Here is a 19,727-nt window from a genome sequence, read left to right on the forward strand (position 1 = left end):
TCCTTTCGCATATAATTGCTGTTTACGATCACAATCCGGCTTTGCAAAGTTTCGCATATACGCCGTCCTTCTCCATCAGCTCCTGATGTGTACCTTCTTCTGCAATTCCATCTTCGGTCAGCACCAGGATCCTTCTGGCATTGCGGATTGTGGAAAGACGATGGGCGATCACGAAGGTGGTTCGGTCTTTGGCAAGACGTTCCAGAGATTGCTGCACTACCTTCTCACTTTCGTTATCCAGGGCGGATGTTGCCTCATCAAAGATCAGGATCGGCGGATTCTTCAGAAACGCTCTCGCAATGGAAAGACGCTGTTTCTGTCCTCCGGAAAGCTTCACGCCACGCTGTCCAATGTCTGTGCCATAGTTATCCGGCATTTCCATAATAAAATCATGAGCATTGGCAAGCTTGGCTGCGCGGATGACTTCCTCGTCGGTAGCGTCCGGACGGCCATATCTGATATTTTCCATAATGTTTCCTGCAAACAGGTATACATCCTGCTGCACAATTCCAATCTGATTACGAAGATCCTTCAGTTTGATCTTTCGGATATCTTTTCCATCCAGATAAATGGCACCAGATGAAACATCATAAAATCTGGGGATCAGGCTGCAAAGGGTAGTCTTTCCAGCTCCAGAGGTGCCTACAAGGGCAACATAGTCACCGGGCTTCACTTCCAGATTTACGTTAGAAAGCACTTTCTCATTGTGGTCTTCATAGTGGAAAGAAACATTTTCGAAACGGATATCTCCTTTTACATGATCCATAGAAACGGCATCCGGCGCATCCTCAATATCCGGCGCAATGGACATCATTTCCAGGAAGCGGTCATAACCACTGTAGCCGTTCTGGAACTGCTCGGTAAAGTTTACCAGCTTGGTAACCGGCTCTGTAAAATTGTTAATATACAAAAGAAAAGTCACAAGATCTGTGGCGCTTAAATCTCCTGCTGCCAGGAACATGGCTCCGGAAACCAGTGCAGTAACTGTGATCAGTGTGGTAAACGCATCCATGCCTGCATGATAACCTGCCATATAGCGGTAAGTCACACGCTTGGAATCCACAAAACGCTCATTTCCTTTACGGAATTTCTCAATCTCACGCTTCTCATTTCCAAAAGATTTTACCACACGGATTCCGGAAAGACTGTCCTCGATCTGGCTGTTGATCTCGCCCATGCGCACACGGTTTTCCTTAAATGCACTTTTCATCTTTTTATTATAAATCAGTGCATAGATCAGCATAATAATTACAACTGCGAAGCACAGCAGTGCCATCTGCGGCTTCACATTCATAAGAATGATCAGTGCTCCGAACAGCTTGATCACTGAGATCAGAATATCCTCCGGTCCATGGTGGAGAAGCTCTGTAATATCAAAAAGATCACTTGTGATCCTGGAAAGAAGCTGACCGACCTTCTGATTATCATAAAATGCAAAAGAGAGCTTCTGGTAATGGCTGAATATCTCGTTTCGCATATCATGCTCAATGTAAGCCCCCATCATATGTCCATAATAGGTGATAAAATAACGGCTTCCAAGCTGCACCAGGATCAGTACCAGCATTCCCACCCCGATTTTCAAAATCATGGTCTTCGCTTCAGCCGCTGGCATTTCACTTATGGAATTCATAATATAACGAACCATCAGTGGAATGACAAGTGTCACTGCAGCCCCAAGGAATGCAAAAAAAAGATCTGCAAAAAACAGTCCCTTATATGGTTTATAATAGCCTGCAAGCATCTTTAATCTGCCAGGCTGTTTTTTCTCTTGTTTCATATGATTCTCCTCCGCTTTTGCTGCTATATTTTTGTAAGACATCAGCAAAAATTTTCATACAGAGTTTATTATAAACCGACGAGGACTGTTTTGTCAAAATGCTTCTGTAATTTGTATAACTATTTTTAGGGTTACTGTTCACTCCGTTCACAGTAACGCGCTTCGCGATGCACAGAAATCATGCATTCGCATGATTTCGCGCCGCAATTCTCGGGTTTTCTGTGAACTTTGTTCACAAAAAACGCCTCGCGGAACGTTACCAGTGAACAGTAACTTTTTAGGGGCAAAGGTGAAAATCAGGTTCTCCTGCCATACTACGTTCTTTACAATAGCTTTAATAGCTTTTCCAGACAGTTTTTATAGGTTGCTTTTTCTATAGTTTCAGAAAAAAGAATGTTCACCTCTCCAAGCTTTTGTCCATTCTGGTAATACTCCAGGGTACCGGCAACATCGCCTTCTTTTACAGGCGCCTGGACCTGAGTTTCCAGATTCAGTTTTCGTTCCACTTCGCCTATGGTTTTGCCGTCGGTGCTCAGATACTGGAAGTTTTTTTCATATTTTACTTCTGTGGTAGGTTTGGTTCCTTTTCGGACCTCTATCTGGGGAAGCTTTTCGGGATTTTCATCCGTGTAAAAGCTGCATTTGGAAAAACCGTAGTTCAGCATGGCAGCGGCGTCCTTGAAACGAACTTTGTAATCGGGTGCTGCCATAACTACAGAAATCAAGGTAATGTTATTTCGGGACGCCACAGCAGATACGCAATACTTTGCCAGACTGGTACTTCCGGTTTTCAGACCGATGCATCCGTCGTAGCTGCGAAGGAGCTTGTTAGTATTCGTTAAGCAAAACTCTTTGGAGCCTTGTCTGGTCACATGAGTAATATTTTCCATCCATATAGAAGAGTACTCCAGGATCTTCGGATATTTGGTGATCAGCTCCCGGCTCATAATGGCAATGTCCCGGACAGTTGTGTAGTGATCTGTGGATTCTGTCAATCCACAGCAGTCTACAAAATGGGTATTCTCCATTCCAAGCCCTGCTGCCCGCTCATTCATCTGCCGCACAAATTCCTGCTCGCTGCCTCCAATATGCTCTGCCATTGCTACACTGGCGTCATTTCCAGAGGCGATCACAATGCACTTGATCATAATCTCCACATCCTGGGTTTCTCCTTCCTCCAGAAATACCTGGGAGCCACCCATAGATTTCGCATAGGCACTGGTGGTTACCAGATCATCCATTTTCAGTGTACCATTCTCCAACGCATCGAAAATCAGGATTAACGTCATAATCTTTGTAATACTCGCTGGACTTCGCCTGGTATCCGAATCTTTTTCGTAAATTACAGTGCCTGTACTGGCCTCCATTAAAAGAGCAGAAGGTGCCTGCACAAGCGCATCATCAGGTGCTGCTGGCTCCGTGGTTTTTTCTTGTTCTTCCGGGGATGCAGCGGTATTATCACTTGTATGATTTTCTGCCCTTTCATTCAACGATATATCTGCTTTCCCATATACAATCCGACAGCCAGTTCCCACCATGAGACTGGCCAGCAAAATAGGTAAAACCGCCTTTCTTATTGCCTTTCCAAGCATAGGATGTCTCCTCAAAAATAAGTTCTATTCTATTGTAAAGCGGTCACCATAATTTTATTACTATAATCTCAGAATGCAAAAGCATCACCAATCTGCAAATATTTCCATGACTTCTCCACGTAAAAAAGTGGAGTTTACGAATTTTCTTCCTCATCTTCCAGGATCCGCAGCCCGGCTGTGCTGGTTACGGGGAGGGAAAATACGATGGTTCCTGCTTTGGAGGTGAGACCGGCTTTTTCCATGATAGCACTCATAATGGCATTTTTCTGCTCTGATTTTGCCACAATGAAGATCACCTCTTTTTCGGAAACCAGGGAAACGCCAAGAAACTGTTCGGCACGCTTCATTCCTACCCCTTTTCCATGCAGAACGGTACCGCCGGTTGCGCCACCCTCCTCTGCTGCTTTCATCACCTGGGTGTTATATCCGTAATTGGCAATTGCCACGATCAGTTCATGCTTTGTCTCTTTCAATGTACCTTCCTCCTCTCTTACAAACTCCTGACCCTGAATGAGAAATCCCAGTTCCCGCTTGCCGCCAATGCTGCTCATGGGAATGGTAAATGCAATCCCAGTTCCGGGCACGTCGATCCGCAGTTGGTTCTGCAAGCCCTTTTTCACCTTTTTCCAGGTAGCTGCTGTCACAAAGTGAAAACAGATGCTTTTCTCATCATCTTCTAATCCCATATAGTCAAGGATGGAACTTGAGGCCGTTCCCATACCAAGGGAAACCGTTCCTACTTCTATCTGATTTTCCCGGTAAAGTGCCGCAAATCTTGACATGTATTTTCGGTTGGTGATGGTAACCATCATGTATAATTCGCTCATAGATGATTCCTTTCTTTATAAAGTTCGTTGCTGTTCATAATCTTCCCTGAGTGTACCCAATCATCATTCCTATAATCTGTACTTCCACTTTGTGCCACACAAAAATGGCATCTATTAGGTCTTCCTAACTATAATTGTTCATTTATAATGTGTTTGAGTCAACACTCAATCCCTATTTTCTTAATTTTCTATAACTCTATAATTTCTGTGTCTTCCAGTTCTTCAAACAGTTCCGCCACTGGTATAGCTTCCACTGGTATTTTGTCCGCAGGCAAATTCTTCCCCTTGCCTCCAAGCTCGCCGCCTTTTACCCGATAAACCAAGCCTAGCACCTGCAAAGTAATAAGCGGCGTCATAGCAACCATTGCCACTACGCCAAAAGCATCTGTCACAATATTTCCACCCACAGCTTCACAGGCTCCCTGCGCCAGCGGAAGGAGAAAGGTGGCTGTCATAGGTCCAGAGGCAACACCACCAGAGTCAAATGCAATAGCCGTAAAAATTTTGGGAACAAACAGGCTGAGGATTAAGGCAATGGCATAACCTGGCACCAGAAAACAGAAAATGGAGATTCCAGTCAGCACCCGGAGCATGGAAATCCCAACAGAGACTGCCACACCCACAGACAGACCAATCTGTATGGATTTCCCGGAAATCGCACCGTCAGTCAGTTCCTCTACCTGCTTCATCAGCACATATACCGCAGGCTCGGCTTTTACAATAAAATAACCGATCACCATTCCAAGAGGCACAAGAATCCAGTTATAATGCAGATTTCCCAATACCATCCCCAGGTAATTTCCAGCTGGGATAAAGCCTACATTTGCCCCGGTAAGAAACAGAACAAGTCCTATATATGTATAAAATAAGCCGATACAGATTTTGATCAGCACAGTTTTATTCAATTTCAGCGAAACAATCTGGAAAATTCCGAAGAAAGCAATAATTGGGAAAAGGGATACAGCGATCTCTTTAAAATATTTTGGCAGTGCGACTGCAAATAATTTTCCCAGTTCTATCGAGTTTTCCACTTCAGAAACCACTTCCAGCGCAGCATTGCCTTCCGTGTGGTACAAAAGTCCCAGAATCAGGACTGCCAAAATAGGTCCAATGGAGCACAGAGCCACAAGTCCGAAACTATCATCTCCAGCATGTTTATCATTACGGATGGATGCAATACCAACACCCAATGCCATAATAAAGGGTACCGTCATAGGTCCAGTGGTCACTCCACCGGAATCAAATGCCACTGCCAGAAAATTCTCAGGAACAAACATGGCTAATACAAATACTAAAATATAGAAACTGAATAACAATGGCGGCAGCGCAATTCCAAAAAGGATACGCAATAAGGCCACAACAAGAAACGCACCAACACCAAGTGCCACAGATAAGATCAGCACCAGATTGGGCACAGAAGAAACCTGTTCTGCAAGAACCTGCAGATCTGGTTCAGATATTGTGATAATAAAGCCCAGAATAAAACCGATAATTATAATAAAGCCTAACTTTTTCGTGCGAAGCATACTGCCTCCCACATGTTCTCCCATGGGCGTCATGGATAATTCTGCTCCCATGGAAAAAAAGATCATTCCCAGGATCACAAGCACAGATCCTACCAGGAATTCCACCAGGATGCCTGGAGATAACGCAGCCACGGTAAAACCAAGTATAAAAACGATCAGTACAATGGAAATCACTGCGCTGATGGATTCTCTGGCTTTCTCCCTGGCTTTTTCCTTTAAGACGGACTGATGGGACTGAAGTTCTCTGATTAATTTTCTTTTTTCCACATATACCTCCATTTCTGAATATTTCACTGTAGTTGCCTGGAGCGTGTTTGAAAAGGCATTCTATCATCTATACGCCCCACTTCGATGCCTGATATGGATTATTGTAACATTTTCCCATTGGGTTCGTCATCTATAAACCCAATATATATTCTTAATTTTTTGTAAACTGTTACTGTTCACTTCGTGACCAGTAACCGCTCCGCGATGCACAGAAAGACGAACCTTCTTGTGACAGGCACAAGAAGTAGCGTTTGCTGCGCAAACTTAATTCTCGGTTTTTCTGTGAACTTTGTTCACAAAAACGCCTCACGGAATGTTACCATTGAACAGTAACTGTAAACTGACTGCATAAACAAAAAACAACCAGAATTTAATATAGACTTAGCTATATTTCTTCCGGTTGTTTTACATCAATGTATTTTCAACAGATATCATGCAATTTCGGATTTTATCAGCCCGTGATCACACCGCCGCCAATGACTACGTCTCCATCATAAAGCACAGCTGCCTGCCCTTTGGTGATAGCTCTCTGGGGCTCATCAAAAATGATGTGTACACTATGTTCTCCAGTAACTTTTACAGTTGCCCACTGCTCCTTCTGGCGGTAACGAACCTTGGCTTTGGCGCGAAATTCTGCCGGCGGGGTATCAAAGGAGATGAAATTAAAGTCTTCCACATCCAGTTCGCGATGGAACAAATCCTCATTATCTCCCAGAATCACGCGGTTCTCTGCCGGACAGATTTTGGTAACGTAAACCGGCTTCCCGGCTGCAATACCAAGCCCCTTTCGCTGACCTACCGTGTAACCAATAATCCCTTTATGATGCCCAAGCACATTTCCGTCTTTATCTGTAAAATCGCCTGCCGGATAGTCTTTTCCTTTAAACCGGCGGATAAATCCAGCATAATCCCCATCTGGGACAAAACAGATATCCTGGCTATCCGGCTTATCTGCGTTATAGAAATTCTGCTGATCTGCGATCATGCGGGTCTGATGTTTATTCATGTCTCCAAGTGGAAACATGGTGTGTGCCAGCTGCTCCTGAGTAAGAGAGTAAAGAACATAACTCTGGTCTTTTGCAGGGTCAGCTGCTTTTTTCAGAAGATATCTGCCATCTTCCCGCTTTTCAATTCTGGCATAGTGTCCGGTTACTACATAGTGACAGCCTAATTCTTCTGCACGATGGTAAAGGCTGTTGAATTTCAGGTAGCGGTTGCAGTCAATGCAGGGGTTGGGAGTTGCACCGTTTTCATAGGCTGCTACGAAGCGGTCCATAACTTGTTTTTTAAAATCTGCGGTGAAATTAAACACGTAATACGGGATTCCAAGATTATGCGCTACGCTCCTTGCATCCTCCACATCATCCAGAGAACAGCAGCTTTTTTTGCGGCTCACACCGGCATCTTCATTCTGGAAAAGCTTCATGGTGACACCGATGCAGTCATATCCATGCTCCTTCATCAGGTAAGCGGCCACTGAAGAATCTACGCCGCCACTCATGGCGATCAATGCTTTTTTCATATTGTCTGATTCCATATTTATACCTCATAAAAACTGAAAACTATTACTATTTAATGTGTTTAAGTCCCAGCCGACACACAGCATTTGGGCAATGTGTATTACTCCAGCGAGCCATTTCAGGCGCGCTCTTAGCGTAAGCGAAATCCAGCGCTTACGGAGACTTATGCGTGAGGGCTCTCCCGAACGCATTAGTCGCAGTTAGCGATTAGTTCGCTGGAGCGTTGCGCCGGCGAGTGAGTAATACACATTGTCCAAATGCGTCCCTCCTGACGAACTTTTAATCAACTAAATAGCAATCTATTCTAATAATCATATCTTGTATCATACACGATTCTTTTAATCCTCGCAATGCTTTTTCCGCCAATCATCTGACATTCCGCGGAGTTGTTCCACCACCTGGGGAATCACTTCCAGCATATAATCGATTTCTTCCTCAGTATTGGAAATGTCAAGGCTGATTCTGAGTGAACCCTGGGCGATTTCAGGAGCGAGACCAAGAGAAAGAAGTACATGGCTTGGATCCAGGGCACCTGATGCGCAGGCAGAACCGGAAGAAGCACAGATTCCCCTGCTATCCAGAAGAAGCAGCAGGCTTTCACCGGATACACCTTCAAAGCAGAAATTCACATTACCAGGCAAGCGTTTCTCCCTGGAACCATTCAGTATACTATAAGGAATCTGCGAAAGCCCCTGAATCAAACGATCTCGCATGGCGATAACCTTGGCTTCATTTTGTTCCATCAAAGTGCACTCTTCTTTCAGAGCAGCTGCCATTCCCATAATTGCCGGTAAATTCTCTGTGCCTGGCCGTTTTCCACGCTCCTGGCCGCCGCCCTCCATAAGAGAAGTCAGTTCAATCCCCCGTTTCACATACAATGCACCGATTCCTCTTGGGCCATGAAATTTATGTGCGGAAAGAGATAACATATCAATATTCTGTTTCTTCACATTTACCGGGATATGTCCTGCTGCCTGCACTGCATCTGTATGAAAAAGCACCCCGTGAGCACGGCAGGCTTCTCCAATTTCCGCTATAGGAAGAACAGAGCCAATTTCATTATTGGCAAACATAACCGTAACCAGACAGGTATCCGGCCGAATTGCTTCTTCCACCTGAGCAGCTGTAATATTCCCCTCTGCTCCCACATCCAGAAGCTGAATCTCAAATCCCTGCTCCTTCAGCCTTCTCAGAGTATGAAGCACCGCATGATGCTCAAACGCAGTAGAAATAATATGCCTCTTATTCTGTTTCGCCCCAAGCATAGCCGCTGACACAATTGCCTGATTATCTGATTCTGTCCCACCTGATGTAAAAAAAATCTCTTTCGGCATACAGCCAAGGCAACGTGCGATCTGCTCTCTCGCCGTCTGTAAGGCATCATTTGCTCCCATCCCAATCTGATGAATACTGGACGGATTTCCATAACTATTCTCCATTGCAGAAATCATAGCCTTCATTGCTGTCTGACTTATTTTTGTGGTTGCTGCATTGTCCGCATAAATTCTAGGCATAACTCAAATTCCTCTTTATATTACATTCCAAGAAGCAGCACATTTCTCAGCTTCCTTGTAAGATCAAATGTCCCTGCATCTTTCTTCTGCATCATCATAAGAATCGTCATATTCTCCTTGGGAAAATTGGCGAAATAGCAGCCAAGCCAGCCATCCCAGCCATATTCGCCCTCACAGCATGCAAAGGGTGCCTTCCACGGATCCGTCATCACACGCATCAGATTTCCATAAGAATATCCATTCATCTCCCACCATTTTTCAAACCACTCCTGCTGACATGCTATAAGCTTGTGGGTGGTCATATATTCCACAGAAGCAGGCTTAAGGATCTGTCTGCCCTGGAAGCTGCCTTTATTTATCAGCATAGCCGCAAATCTGGAATAATCCTCAATGGTGGAAACAAGCCCTGCCCCTCCGGCTTCATAAGCAGGCGGTACGTCCATGGAAAGACGGATTCCCAGACTGTTGTCACGGAATTCTTTCATTTCACCGGCAGTCTGCTCATAAGTCATGGCCAGTCTGTCCAGCTTCTCACCTGGAACATAGAAATCTGTATCTTTCATTCCCAAAGGCACAAAAAGCTCTTTCTTAAGAAATTCACCGTATTTCATGCCGGAAGCCTTCTCCACCACTGCTGCCAGAATATCTGCGGATACCCCATACTTCCAGCGCTCTCCGGGCTGAAACTCCAAAGGACATCTGCCGATCTTATCTGCAAATTCCAGTGTTGTCATGGGATGCTCTGTATTCAGACGTGCATGTATTTCTTCCATCACATTTCCAACAGCAAACTCTGCGGCACTGCTGTTTCCGCCATAAGTCAAACCACTGGTCATAGACAACAAATGATAAACCGTTACATTATGCCATACTGGTGCCAGTCCGCCAGGTACAGACACCATCTGGTCTGCAAATCCCGGAATATATCTGGAAACCGGATCTGCCAGATCAATTACTCCTCTTTCAAATAAAATCATGGCCGCTGCCGCTGTAATCGGTTTCGTCATGGAAAAAAGACGGAATATGGTATCCCGTTCAATCATTCTCCCATTTGCTTTATCCGCATAGCCACACTGAAGATAGGCTTCCTCCTGGCCGTCCTTTATTACCATCATATTCATACCGGCAATCTGATTATCCTTTACTGCCTGATCCATAATCGTCTGAAGCTGTTTCTTTATCTCTTTTCTCATATCTGACCTCCTGATTTATATATGGCAATGCCGCATGTAAGGGGCATCATCTATATACTCATTCTGCATAAGGTTTAGAGCTAAAAAAAACATTCCCGCAATCTATACGCCCCAATTTGCGGGAGATTTTGCCCGAATTCGGTTGCCGCAGCCCACTGCGATGCCCTCATCCGAACAAAATCTCCCACAAATTGTGACGCACATCTTGCAGAAACCCCTTTTTGAACACACTCTACAGCATCGGTGCAAATAACCTTAGAATACTCTGCATCGCCCGCACTGCAATATTTCTTCCACGACAGAATTCCAAAGATACCGGATTACAATATTCCAGGGTATCTGTGAAATCCTTTTTAATATCATAAATCACCTGATTCCGATAAATCCATACACCATCCTCAAAGTGAAGATACAAGCTTCGGTAATCCAGATTGATGGTTCCCACAACAGCGATCTCGTCATCACATACAAAGGACTTGGCATGTAAAAATCCCGGCTGATATTCATAGATTTTCACTCCAGCTTCCAGAAGCTGCTCGTAGTAAGACTGGGTAAGAAGAAATACCAGTTTTTTGTCAGGAATCCCAGGTGTCATCAGGCGGATATCCACACCACTTTTTGCTGCAAGGCAAAGAGCAGTCATCATCTCATTGTCAATAACAAGATAGGGTGTACAGATATACACATACCTTTTTGCACGATTGATAATATTCAGATAAACATTCTCTCCAACAGTCTCGTTATCCAGCGGAGAATCACAAAACGGCTGAATATATCCATCCCCTTCAAATGCCTCCGGATGCCATACATGAGGCAGATATTTCTCAAGTGAATGATCCTCACGGTTATTGGTAATCACATTCCACATATGGAGGAACATGGCAGTCATGTTCCAGACAGCTTCCCCCTTCAGCATAACCGCAGTGTCCTTCCAGTGTCCAAAGCGCTCCTTCTGGTTGATATACTCATCTGCCAGATTTACACCACCGGTAAATCCCACATATCCATCAATAATACAGAATTTCCGATGGTCACGGTTATTCTGGATAATATTCAGGATCGGACGGAAAGGATTGAACACCTGACACTTGATTCCTTTGGATCTCATGGTTTCGTAATATTTATGAGGGAGCGTGGTAAGACATCCCATGTCATCATAAATCAGACGGACATCCACACCTTCCTGAACCTTCCTCTCCAGTATATCCAGTATGGTTCTCCACATTACTCCATCATGGATTATAAAATACTCAATAAAAATATAATGCTGTGCCTGCTCCAGTTCCCTTACAAGAACCGGGAACATGTCATCTCCAACCTGGAAATATTCTGCAGTAGTATTTCCGTGAATAGGATAACCTGCATTATGATATATATAATCCGACTGATTGCATGCAGATATATCTTCTGCCTCCAGAAGATCATGTATTTCAGGATCTGTCTGTAAAAGATTACCGGACTTCATCAGCATCTCATTAAATCGATCCTGCATATAAGCAGCAATTCTGGAACGTCCAAATACAAGATACAAAACAAGGCCAAAAATTGGCAGGCACAGGATCAACATCGTCCATGCCAGTTTATACGAGGGATTTATCTTTCGATTCACAATTTTCAGAACAACCAGAATACTGATAACATCCAGAATAAAAGACATATATCTGGAATATCCTGCAAGACGCAGAAATATAGTCAACAGCCAGCCAAGCTGCACCGCCATGGCAAATATTACATAAAATACCCGGTTAAACAGAAGCTTGGCTATTTTTTTCAAAATCATCATAAGTTTATATTTTCTCCTTCATGCACCGGTCAGCAACAAAACGGACATGTGGTCAGCCAGCAATATCACCATATATAAAAGTCATTTCTTCCCTGAAAACAATGAGCCAAATTTGAAGATATTGCTGGATTTAAAAATCCCTGACTGAATGCAGCCAGGGATTTTTGCGCACAATTAATTATATTTACGTTTTCTTGCGGCTTCAGATTTTTTCTTACGACGAACGCTTGGTTTCTCGTAATGCTCTCTTTTGCGGATTTCCTGCTGGATACCTGCTTTTGCACAGCTTCTCTTGAATCTGCGAAGAGCGCTATCTAAAGTCTCGTTTTCTTTTACGATAACGTTTGACATAGACTCACACCTAACCTCCCTCCAGTTGTAGATTGTGCTAAAATACAACTGTCTGGGTATTTTTCTTGCACGAACATTATTATATATCATGCACTCGGGGTTCGTCAACAACTTTTGGTTTAATTTTACAAAAATTTTTGACAAAATTTTGAATGTTTTTTAGTGAATCTGTCCTTCCAGGATTCCGGCTGCTGCTTCGATTGCCTCGCCTGCCTTCTCCGGATTCTTTCCACCAGCCTGAGCCATATTCGGACGTCCGCCACCGCCGCCGCCAACGATTGCAGCAACAGCTTTGATCAGGTTTCCTGCATGTGCTCCTGCTTTCTGCGCAGAATCAGTAGCCATTGCAAGAAGGTTCACCTTGCCCTCATTTACTGCAGCAAGGACAACGACGCCCTCGCCAAGCTTCTCTTTCAGCTGGTCACCAAGATCACGAAGTCCGTTCATGTCAACGCCCTCTACCTTGGCAGCAAGGAGTTTCACCCCTTTTACTTCTACAACCTGATTCATAACATCTCCCAGAGCACCCTGAGCCAGTTTGCTCTTCAGAGATTCATTCTCACTTGCAAGAGCCTTCACCTCACCCTGAAGATGTGTGATCTTATCAATCATCTCGGAAGGGGTTGTTTTCAGAGCCTTGGCAGCCTCGTGAAGAAGTGCTTCCTGCTTCTTATAGTATTCCAGAACCCCGTTTCCGGTCAGTGCCTCAATACGGCGGACACCTGCTGCAATACCAGACTCAGAAACAATCTTAAACAGCATGATGGAGCTTGTATTTGCAACATGGGTACCACCACAGAGCTCTCTGGAAAAATCACCCATAGATACCACACGTACCTTCTGGGAATATTTCTCACCGAACAGTGCCATAGCACCAGATTTCTTAGCTTCCTCTACATCCATGATATCGGTGTGAACATCAAGTGCTGCCTGAATCTGCTCATTTACAATTTTTTCAACTTTACCGATTTCCTCAGCAGTCATAGCTGTGAAGTGGGCAAAGTCGAAACGAAGTCTGTCAGCAGTTACAAGAGAACCCTTCTGCTCTACATGAGAACCAAGAACTTCTTTCAGAGCTTTCTGAAGAAGATGTGTCGCACTGTGGTTCTTCTCAATATCTTTTCTTGCAGCAACATTTACTTTCAGAGAAACGGTCTCTCCCTTGGAAATCATGCCAGATTCCATATATCCTACATGACCGAATTTGCCGCCGCGAAGCTTGATGGTATCTTCTACGATGAATTTGCCATTTGCAGTCTCGATCACACCGGTATCTCCAACCTGACCACCCATAGTTGCATAGAAAGGTGTTTTCTCTACGAAAACAGTACCCTTCTGTCCTTCCATCAGGGAATCTACGATCTCAGCTTCTGTGGTAAGAACAGTAACCGGAGATTCAAAGGAAAGGTGATCGTATCCAACAAACTCTGTGGTAACAGAAGTATCAATCTGGTCATATACAGTAGCGTCAGCTCCCATATAGTTGGTTACCTCACGGGAGGAACGTGCTTTCTCTCTCTGCTCATCCATAGCAGTCTTGAAGCCTTCCTCGTCGATCTCGTAGCCCTTCTCCTCAAGGATCTCCTTGGTCAGATCAAGAGGGAATCCGTAAGTATCATATAATTTAAATGCGTTTTCACCGGAAAGAGTCTTCTCTCCAGCTGCATTCATAGCCTCTTCCATATCAGCCAGGATACGAAGTCCCTGGTCGATGGTCTTACCGAACTGGTTCTCCTCGTTGGTGAGAACGTTGAAGATAAATTCTTTCTTTTCTTCCAGTTCCGGATATCCATCCTTGGAACCGTCAATTACTTCTGCACTTAAAGTAGCAAGGAAGTTGCCCTCAATTCCCAGAAGTCTTCCGTGTCTTGCAGCACGGCGGATCAGACGGCGAAGTACATATCCACGTCCTTCATTGGTAGGCATAATACCATCGGAGATCATGAATGTCGCAGAACGGATATGGTCTGTGATCAGACGGATGGAAACATCGTCCTCATGATGTACCCCATACGGTTTGCCGGAAATCCTGCTTACCAGGTTACGAAGGGAACAGATGGTATCTACATCGAAAATGGAATCTACGTCCTGGACAATAACCGCCAGACGCTCGAGACCCATACCGGTATCAATATTCTTCTGTTTCAGAGTTGTATAATTGCCGTTTCCGTCATTCTCAAACTGGGTAAATACGTTGTTCCATACTTCCATGTAGCGGTCGCAGTCACAGCCTACTGTACATCCCGGCTTGCCGCAGCCATATTTTTCTCCACGGTCATAGTAGATCTCGGAACATGGACCGCAGGGACCTGCGCCGTGCTCCCAGAAGTTATCCTCTTTGCCAAATTTGAAAATACGCTCTGCCGGAATTCCAATCTCTTTATTCCAGATATCGAAAGCCTCATCATCCTCCAGATAAACAGACGGATAAAGACGGCTGGCATCCAGACCTACCACCTCAGTCAGGAACTCCCATGACCAGTGAATAGCCTCTCTTTTAAAGTAATCTCCAAAAGAGAAATTACCAAGCATTTCAAAGAATGTACCGTGACGTGCAGTCTTACCTACATTCTCAATATCACCTGTACGGATACATTTCTGGCATGTGCTGACCCTTGTACGGGGTGGTTTCTCTGCTCCTGTGAAATATGGTTTCAGTGGTGTCATTCCTGCATTGATCAGCAGGACACTTTTATCGCCCTGTGGAACCAATGGAAAGCTTTTCAGAACAAGATGTCCCTTGCTCTCCATGAAATCCAGAAACATTTTTCGAAGTTCGTTTACTCCGTATTTCTTCATTTCAATTCTCCTCCTACGCAATAAAGAAGTACTTTCGTTACTGTGAACAATAACGTGCATTCCTCTTATTGGAATGCTTGCATGGTTTATATGATAGCATATATCTTTATCACGGTCAAAATATTTTTTGCATAAGTCGGGGACCAGTACAAAAATCTGTTTTCGCATCAACGATCAGATTTAGAGCATATCTGGTCCCCTTTTATGATCTTATTTTACAAATACTTTATTAAATTTCTTCTTTCCTCTCTTAAGGACAATACCGTCACCTGTGAGAGCGTCTTTGGAAAGTACATGTCTGATGTCCGTCACTTTCTCACCGTTAACGGAAACGCCGCCCTGCTCGATGGCTCTTCTTCCCTCGGAACGGGTTGTTACAAGAGCGGATTTTACAAGAAGGCTGATCAGGTCGATATTGCCTTCTTCGTCAAAATCCTCTGCTGCAAGCTCAGTGGTCGGCATATGCTCTGTATCAGCTCCGCCTGCAAAAAGTGCCTTGGCACCAGCCTCTGCCTTCTTCGCTTCCTCTGTTCCATGAACAAGCTCGGTAAGCTGGAATGCAAGGATCTCTTTTGCCTTGTTCAGCTGGCTGCCTTCCCATTTCTCCATCTCCTGGATTTCTTCCAGCGGAAGGAAGGTAAGAAGCTTCATGCATTTGATAACATCTGCGTCGTCCACATTTCTCCAGTACTGGTAGAAATCGAATGGAGATGTCTTATTTGGATCCAGCCAGACAGCACCAGACTGTGTTTTACCCATTTTCTTACCTTCTGAGTTAAGAAGAAGGGTGATTGTCATAGCATATGCGTCTTTTCCAAGCTTACGGCGAATCAGCTCAGTACCGCCAAGCATGTTGCTCCACTGGTCATCGCCACCGAACTGCATATTGCAGCCGTATTTCTGGTACAGCATATAGAAGTCATAGCTCTGCATGATCATGTAGTTAAATTCCAGGAAGCTTAAGCCTCTTTCCATACGCTGTTTGTAGCACTCTGCTGTAAGCATACGGTTAACAGAAAAGTGAGCTCCAACCTCACGTAAAAGCTCCACATAATTCAGGTTCATCAGCCATTCTGCATTGTTTACCATAAGTGCCTTTCCATCAGAAAAGTCGATGAAACGCTCCATCTGTTTCTTGAAACAGTCAATGTTATGCTGGATGGTCTCTTTCGTCAGCATCTGGCGCATGTCGGTTCTTCCGGATGGGTCACCGATCATACCGGTTCCGCCGCCAAGAAGGGCGATTGGTCTGTTCCCTGCCATCTGCAGACGTTTCATCAGGCAAAGTGCCATGAAATGTCCTACATGAAGGCTGTCTGCGGTTGGGTCAAATCCAATATAGAAAGTTGCCTTTCCGTTATTTACCATTTCTTTAATCTCATCTTCGTCTGTTACCTGGGCGATCAGGCCTCTGGCTTTCAGTTCTTCCCAAACTGTCATTTTATTTTCCTCCTGTAAAATAGATATATGAGCTGCTTATTCTCTCTTCACGAAAAAAGCCGCTGCAAATATAAAAAGCCCGGTTCTCATGCCCCTTTAGGACGAGAACCGGGTCCCGCGTTACCACCTAAATTTACAGAAAGCTCGCACTTTCTGCCTCGATAAGTGACCATACTGAAAATTTCTTCCAGACGATTATCCACACAGACAATACTGTCCAAAAATAAATATCTTCGAATACTCTTCAGAATTATCACCCCGGCATGATAACGTATGCCACCCCGTCACAGCCTACTGGATTTCTGCAAGCGATCACAAGCGCCTGTCCGCTGCTGTCTCTGCCGCTTCAAAACCGTTCAGTGCAAAGCTCCGGGATGTATTCACAATGGATCTCTGCACGCGCCTCTCACCATCCGGCAGCTCTCTGTGTGCTCTTTCCAAAGCTACTTGTTCCCTTCAAAGCCTTTCTCATTTAATACTTGCAAGTATACAAAGGCTGTCTGTTTTTGTCAAGGATTTTAGCTTTGTATTTTAGCAACTCACCGCGGTAAAGTTTGCTATTATCATTTATACTGTTTCTACATCTGTATAGCTACCTTTATACCCAGTCCACAAAAAATGTATGATCCTTGTATGTCTCATATACAACCTTTTTAAAATTCAATGGCTGTTTCCAGAATGCAGAAGTCATCATAAAATACTTATAATTAAAATCTTTGGCCTTGATTCCGCTTACTGTACGCGGTGTACCATTCAGCACATAAGCATTAAAACTGTCAAGTGCCTGCTGGGCAGCTTCATAAGCGCTTGCACGGTCAATAAACTGACCATTCAGACGTTTCAGCAGCTGGTTGTTTGTCACGACTGAATACTGGGGGAAGGTAGTTCCCTGGTAAAGCACATAACGGACACTGGACGGAAACTCCTTGTCCAGAGTTCTGTTCAAAAGGCAGAGAGCAACTGCCTTCATACCTGCAATTCCCTGGTCTCCTGCCTCAGCCTCGCAGACAGCTGCCAGAATATCAAGATCAGACTTGGTTCCATCTGCAACTCCCGGATGACTCTTAAGCTCCTTCATAATAGTAAAATTGCGGCCACGTTTCTCATCATACCAGGTAAAGGTAATACTGCTGTCATTGTCATCCTTTCCTGTATCCTGTTTCTCGGAAGCAACACCATTGGAATCAAACGCGTATGTCTTTCCTCCAATGGAAGCTGTAGTGTTTACGTACATCACGCCTGTTGTTCCAAAATAATAGCTGTTTCCATCCAGACTCAGCCAGCCGGTCTGCGCTTTGCCATCTGTGGTACTGAAATAGTACCGCTTGCTTCCGACCTTGCCAAAGCCTTTCTGATAACGGACTCCGCTGGTCTTGGAAAAATAATAGATATCTCCATCTACAGTCTTAAGTCCGGTATACATAATACCTGTGCTGGTATTAAAATAGCGGGTATATCCCTTAGAATCTGTAAACCAGCCGGTAAGCATCTGACCATTGCTCTTGAAATAACGTTTCTCTTTCTTAGCTGTGGTCTGCCAGCCCTTTACCATAGCGCCGGTTCCGCTGGTAAAATAATATTTCTTACCCTTTAAGGTCAGCCAGCCGCGGACAAGCTTACCATTGGAAGGTCTGAAATAACGGGTTACGGTTCCGCTCTTCAGAAAACCGGTGGCCATCACACCTTTTCCCTTGGTAAAATACCGGATGTTTCTGCCCTTACTGTCTTTTTGCCAGCCTTTTAACTGTACGCCTGTTTTTTTATTAAAATAGTATTTCTTGCCTTTCAGAGTCAGCCAGCCTTTCTGCTTGGCTCCGCTGGCTGTTATGTAGTAGGTCTTGCCGTTTATAGTCTTAAATCCGGCTTTCGCAGCCTGAACATCCCTTGTCATCAGAAAAACCGTACATAATGTGGCAATCACAAGCAGCACCAGAGCCAGACTTTGCTTTCTGTTTCTCTCTTCTTTTATCATAGCATTTTCCTCTCTTTGACCTGACTAATTCCGAAGCTTTCCCACCTCTGCTTTTCACAAACAGTTACTGTTTACTCCGTGACCAGTAACACGCTTCGCGATGCACAGAAATCATGCATTCGCATGATTTCGCGCTGAAATTCTCGGGTTTTCTGTGAACTTTGTTCGCAAAAAACAGCGTTTGCTTCGCAGACTTAATTCTTAACAAATCAATCCTTGTTTTATATATTTTATGTCGAATTCTTTTCAAAGATTACAGAAATATTACGTTTTAGTTTATTATAGCCAAATTTCTCTTTTCTGTCAACTGCTTTGTCACACACCCCCTGTCCCCTCCATATGATGAACTGTAAACATTTTCTGGAGGTAACAGCATGAGTGATTTAGCTGCTACAAACTGTGGCTGCAGCGAGGAAAGATCCGGTTGCGGATGTGGTAACTGCGGTTGTAATAATGGCTGCGGATGTGACAATGGATGTGGGCTTTCCTTTGGGAACGGCTCCTGTGGATGCAATATTCTCTGGATCATCATTCTTCTTTGCGCATGCGGCGGCAACGGTATTGGCTGCAACAACAGCTGTGGCAACGGAAATGGTGACTGCTGCTGGATCATTATCATCCTTCTGCTTCTCTGCGGTGGATGGGGAAATGGCTGCGGCTGCTGATCTGAGTTTCCCACATATGAAAAAGGGCTGTCTTCTCAGTCCTTTTCAAAAAAATCGGGACAGCGGGAATTTTCCCCTGTCCCCTTTTTCAGGCATATTCTAAAAGCATTCTTACGTTTCCTTGTTTCTTTTTCAACCACGCTCTGGGTAGAAACTCTCTCCTGCAAATTGTCTTTAATCCCCGGTATGGTTTGCGGACTGCCTTCTTTCTTCTGACTGCTCCACACACCTGCCATTTCCTTCCTGTTTTCCTTGCTTCTTTCGCACACATTCCAGATCCAGCTCGTATATGGCATTTCCATCTATAATAAGCTTTTCATTTTCTCTTCTCATAACTTTCCCTCCTGACTTTGCGGGAAATTCATACATCCCCCTGCTATAGAATATGTTACAGATGTCAGCGCGTGTTTGAAAAATGCTTTCTGCAGAATGTGCGTCACAATTTGCAGAAGATTTCACCGTTTTCAAAACGTCGTCATATTTTAATAACAACAACATAGA

Annotated in this window: 14 protein-coding genes and 3 pseudogenes; 2 read left to right on the forward strand and 15 right to left on the reverse strand. The window is 44.4% G+C overall.

Annotated elements, in window-relative coordinates; all coding sequences use genetic code 11:
• Window positions 1–28: 28 nt before the first annotated feature.
• The 7 genes from AB5170_RS08270 to AB5170_RS08300 all read right to left on the reverse strand — a co-directional run bounded on the left by AB5170_RS08270 (window position 29) and on the right by AB5170_RS08300 (window position 10,216).
• Window positions 29–1,777 (reverse strand): ABC transporter ATP-binding protein, encoded by a 1,749-nt coding sequence (locus AB5170_RS08270; RefSeq protein ID WP_148461980.1) that lies wholly within the window; start codon window positions 1,775–1,777, stop codon window positions 29–31.
• 323 nt (window positions 1,778–2,100) lie between these two features.
• On the reverse strand, window positions 2,101–3,369 hold the full coding sequence (locus AB5170_RS08275; protein WP_233456122.1) for a D-alanyl-D-alanine carboxypeptidase family protein: 1,269 nt from the start codon (window positions 3,367–3,369) through the stop codon (window positions 2,101–2,103).
• 134 nt (window positions 3,370–3,503) lie between these two features.
• Window positions 3,504–4,196 carry a P-II family nitrogen regulator gene (locus AB5170_RS08280; protein WP_173772452.1) on the reverse strand — a complete coding sequence of 231 codons (693 nt, stop codon included), beginning with the start codon at window positions 4,194–4,196 and terminating at the stop codon, window positions 3,504–3,506.
• Between the two features lie 188 nt (window positions 4,197–4,384).
• Complete coding sequence (locus AB5170_RS08285) at window positions 4,385–5,989, reverse strand: DUF1538 domain-containing protein (protein ID WP_330602718.1); 1,605 nt, start codon at window positions 5,987–5,989, stop codon at window positions 4,385–4,387.
• Between the two features lie 451 nt (window positions 5,990–6,440).
• The gene (mnmA, locus tag AB5170_RS08290; RefSeq protein ID WP_368361810.1) at window positions 6,441–7,526 is read right to left on the reverse strand and encodes a tRNA 2-thiouridine(34) synthase MnmA; all 1,086 of its coding nucleotides are present in this window, start codon (window positions 7,524–7,526) and stop codon (window positions 6,441–6,443) included.
• Window positions 7,527–7,847: 321 nt separating this feature from the next.
• A complete protein-coding gene (locus tag AB5170_RS08295) occupies window positions 7,848–9,023 on the reverse strand; it encodes a cysteine desulfurase family protein (protein ID WP_173772453.1) in 1,176 nt (391 codons plus the stop codon).
• A 20-nt stretch (window positions 9,024–9,043) separates the two neighbouring features.
• Window positions 9,044–10,216: a serine hydrolase gene (locus tag AB5170_RS08300; RefSeq protein ID WP_173772456.1), complete on the reverse strand. Its 1,173-nt coding sequence runs from the start codon at window positions 10,214–10,216 to the stop codon at window positions 9,044–9,046.
• Window positions 10,217–10,330: 114 nt separating this feature from the next.
• On the opposite strand from AB5170_RS08300, the pseudogene AB5170_RS08305 reads away from it, so the two are divergent.
• Window positions 10,331–10,378, forward strand: a pseudogene (locus AB5170_RS08305) (hypothetical protein); the annotation flags it as partial.
• Here the strand turns inward: AB5170_RS08305 and AB5170_RS08310 are convergent.
• From AB5170_RS08310 to AB5170_RS08335, 6 genes and pseudogenes are all read right to left on the reverse strand, one after another.
• Window positions 10,376–10,420, reverse strand: a pseudogene (locus AB5170_RS08310) (hypothetical protein); the annotation flags it as partial. The pseudogenes AB5170_RS08305 and AB5170_RS08310 sit on opposite strands and share 3 nt — an antisense overlap.
• Window positions 10,421–10,448: 28 nt before the next feature.
• A complete protein-coding gene (cls, locus tag AB5170_RS08315; RefSeq protein ID WP_233456123.1) occupies window positions 10,449–11,999 on the reverse strand; it encodes a cardiolipin synthase in 1,551 nt (516 codons plus the stop codon).
• Window positions 12,000–12,173: 174 nt separating this feature from the next.
• Window positions 12,174–12,350: a 30S ribosomal protein S21 gene (gene rpsU / locus AB5170_RS08320; RefSeq protein WP_004222305.1), complete on the reverse strand. Its 177-nt coding sequence runs from the start codon at window positions 12,348–12,350 to the stop codon at window positions 12,174–12,176.
• Between the two features lie 159 nt (window positions 12,351–12,509).
• Entirely contained in the window at window positions 12,510–15,149 is a 2,640-nt protein-coding gene (alaS, locus tag AB5170_RS08325) for an alanine--tRNA ligase (protein ID WP_173772458.1), read from the reverse strand.
• A gap of 210 nt (window positions 15,150–15,359) precedes the next feature.
• Window positions 15,360–16,589, reverse strand: a complete 1,230-nt coding sequence (gene tyrS, locus AB5170_RS08330) for a tyrosine--tRNA ligase (protein WP_173772460.1) — start codon at window positions 16,587–16,589, stop codon at window positions 15,360–15,362.
• A 598-nt stretch (window positions 16,590–17,187) separates the two neighbouring features.
• Entirely contained in the window at window positions 17,188–18,561 is a 1,374-nt protein-coding gene (locus tag AB5170_RS08335; protein WP_173772462.1) for a cell wall hydrolase, read from the reverse strand.
• 374 nt (window positions 18,562–18,935) lie between these two features.
• Here AB5170_RS08335 and AB5170_RS08340 point away from each other — a divergent pair, with 374 nt between their 5' ends.
• A complete protein-coding gene (locus AB5170_RS08340; protein ID WP_368361811.1) occupies window positions 18,936–19,226 on the forward strand; it encodes a hypothetical protein in 291 nt (96 codons plus the stop codon).
• A 174-nt stretch (window positions 19,227–19,400) separates the two neighbouring features.
• Here AB5170_RS08340 and AB5170_RS08345 read toward each other — a convergent pair whose 3' ends face one another.
• Complete coding sequence (locus AB5170_RS08345) at window positions 19,401–19,559, reverse strand: hypothetical protein (RefSeq protein ID WP_173717738.1); 159 nt, start codon at window positions 19,557–19,559, stop codon at window positions 19,401–19,403.
• Between the two features lie 60 nt (window positions 19,560–19,619).
• Window positions 19,620–19,724 (reverse strand): annotated as a pseudogene (locus AB5170_RS08350) (DUF6783 domain-containing protein); the annotation flags it as partial.
• Window positions 19,725–19,727 lie beyond the last annotated feature (3 nt).

This window comes from Ruminococcus sp. RTP21484sp1_RTP21281st1_A8_RTP21281_210402 (assembly GCF_040914025.1).
GTDB lineage: Bacteria > Bacillota > Clostridia > Lachnospirales > Lachnospiraceae > Blautia_A > Blautia_A faecis.

Coding starts and splice junctions, on each gene's coding strand:
- rpsU (WP_004222305.1), bottom strand. CDS start 12,350: ATGTCAAACGTTATCGTAAAAGAAAACGAGACTTTAGATAGCGCTCTT.
- AB5170_RS08340 (WP_368361811.1), top strand. CDS start 18,936: ATGAGTGATTTAGCTGCTACAAACTGTGGCTGCAGCGAGGAAAGATCC.
- tyrS (WP_173772460.1), bottom strand. CDS start 16,589: ATGACAGTTTGGGAAGAACTGAAAGCCAGAGGCCTGATCGCCCAGGTA.
- alaS (WP_173772458.1), bottom strand. CDS start 15,149: ATGAAGAAATACGGAGTAAACGAACTTCGAAAAATGTTTCTGGATTTC.
- AB5170_RS08300 (WP_173772456.1), bottom strand. CDS start 10,216: ATGAGAAAAGAGATAAAGAAACAGCTTCAGACGATTATGGATCAGGCA.
- AB5170_RS08295 (WP_173772453.1), bottom strand. CDS start 9,023: ATGCCTAGAATTTATGCGGACAATGCAGCAACCACAAAAATAAGTCAG.
- mnmA (WP_368361810.1), bottom strand. CDS start 7,526: ATGGAATCAGACAATATGAAAAAAGCATTGATCGCCATGAGTGGCGGC.
- AB5170_RS08275 (WP_233456122.1), bottom strand. CDS start 3,369: ATGCTTGGAAAGGCAATAAGAAAGGCGGTTTTACCTATTTTGCTGGCC.
- cls (WP_233456123.1), bottom strand. CDS start 11,999: ATGATGATTTTGAAAAAAATAGCCAAGCTTCTGTTTAACCGGGTATTT.
- AB5170_RS08270 (WP_148461980.1), bottom strand. CDS start 1,777: ATGAAACAAGAGAAAAAACAGCCTGGCAGATTAAAGATGCTTGCAGGC.
- AB5170_RS08280 (WP_173772452.1), bottom strand. CDS start 4,196: ATGAGCGAATTATACATGATGGTTACCATCACCAACCGAAAATACATG.
- AB5170_RS08345 (WP_173717738.1), bottom strand. CDS start 19,559: ATGAGAAGAGAAAATGAAAAGCTTATTATAGATGGAAATGCCATATAC.
- AB5170_RS08335 (WP_173772462.1), bottom strand. CDS start 18,561: ATGATAAAAGAAGAGAGAAACAGAAAGCAAAGTCTGGCTCTGGTGCTG.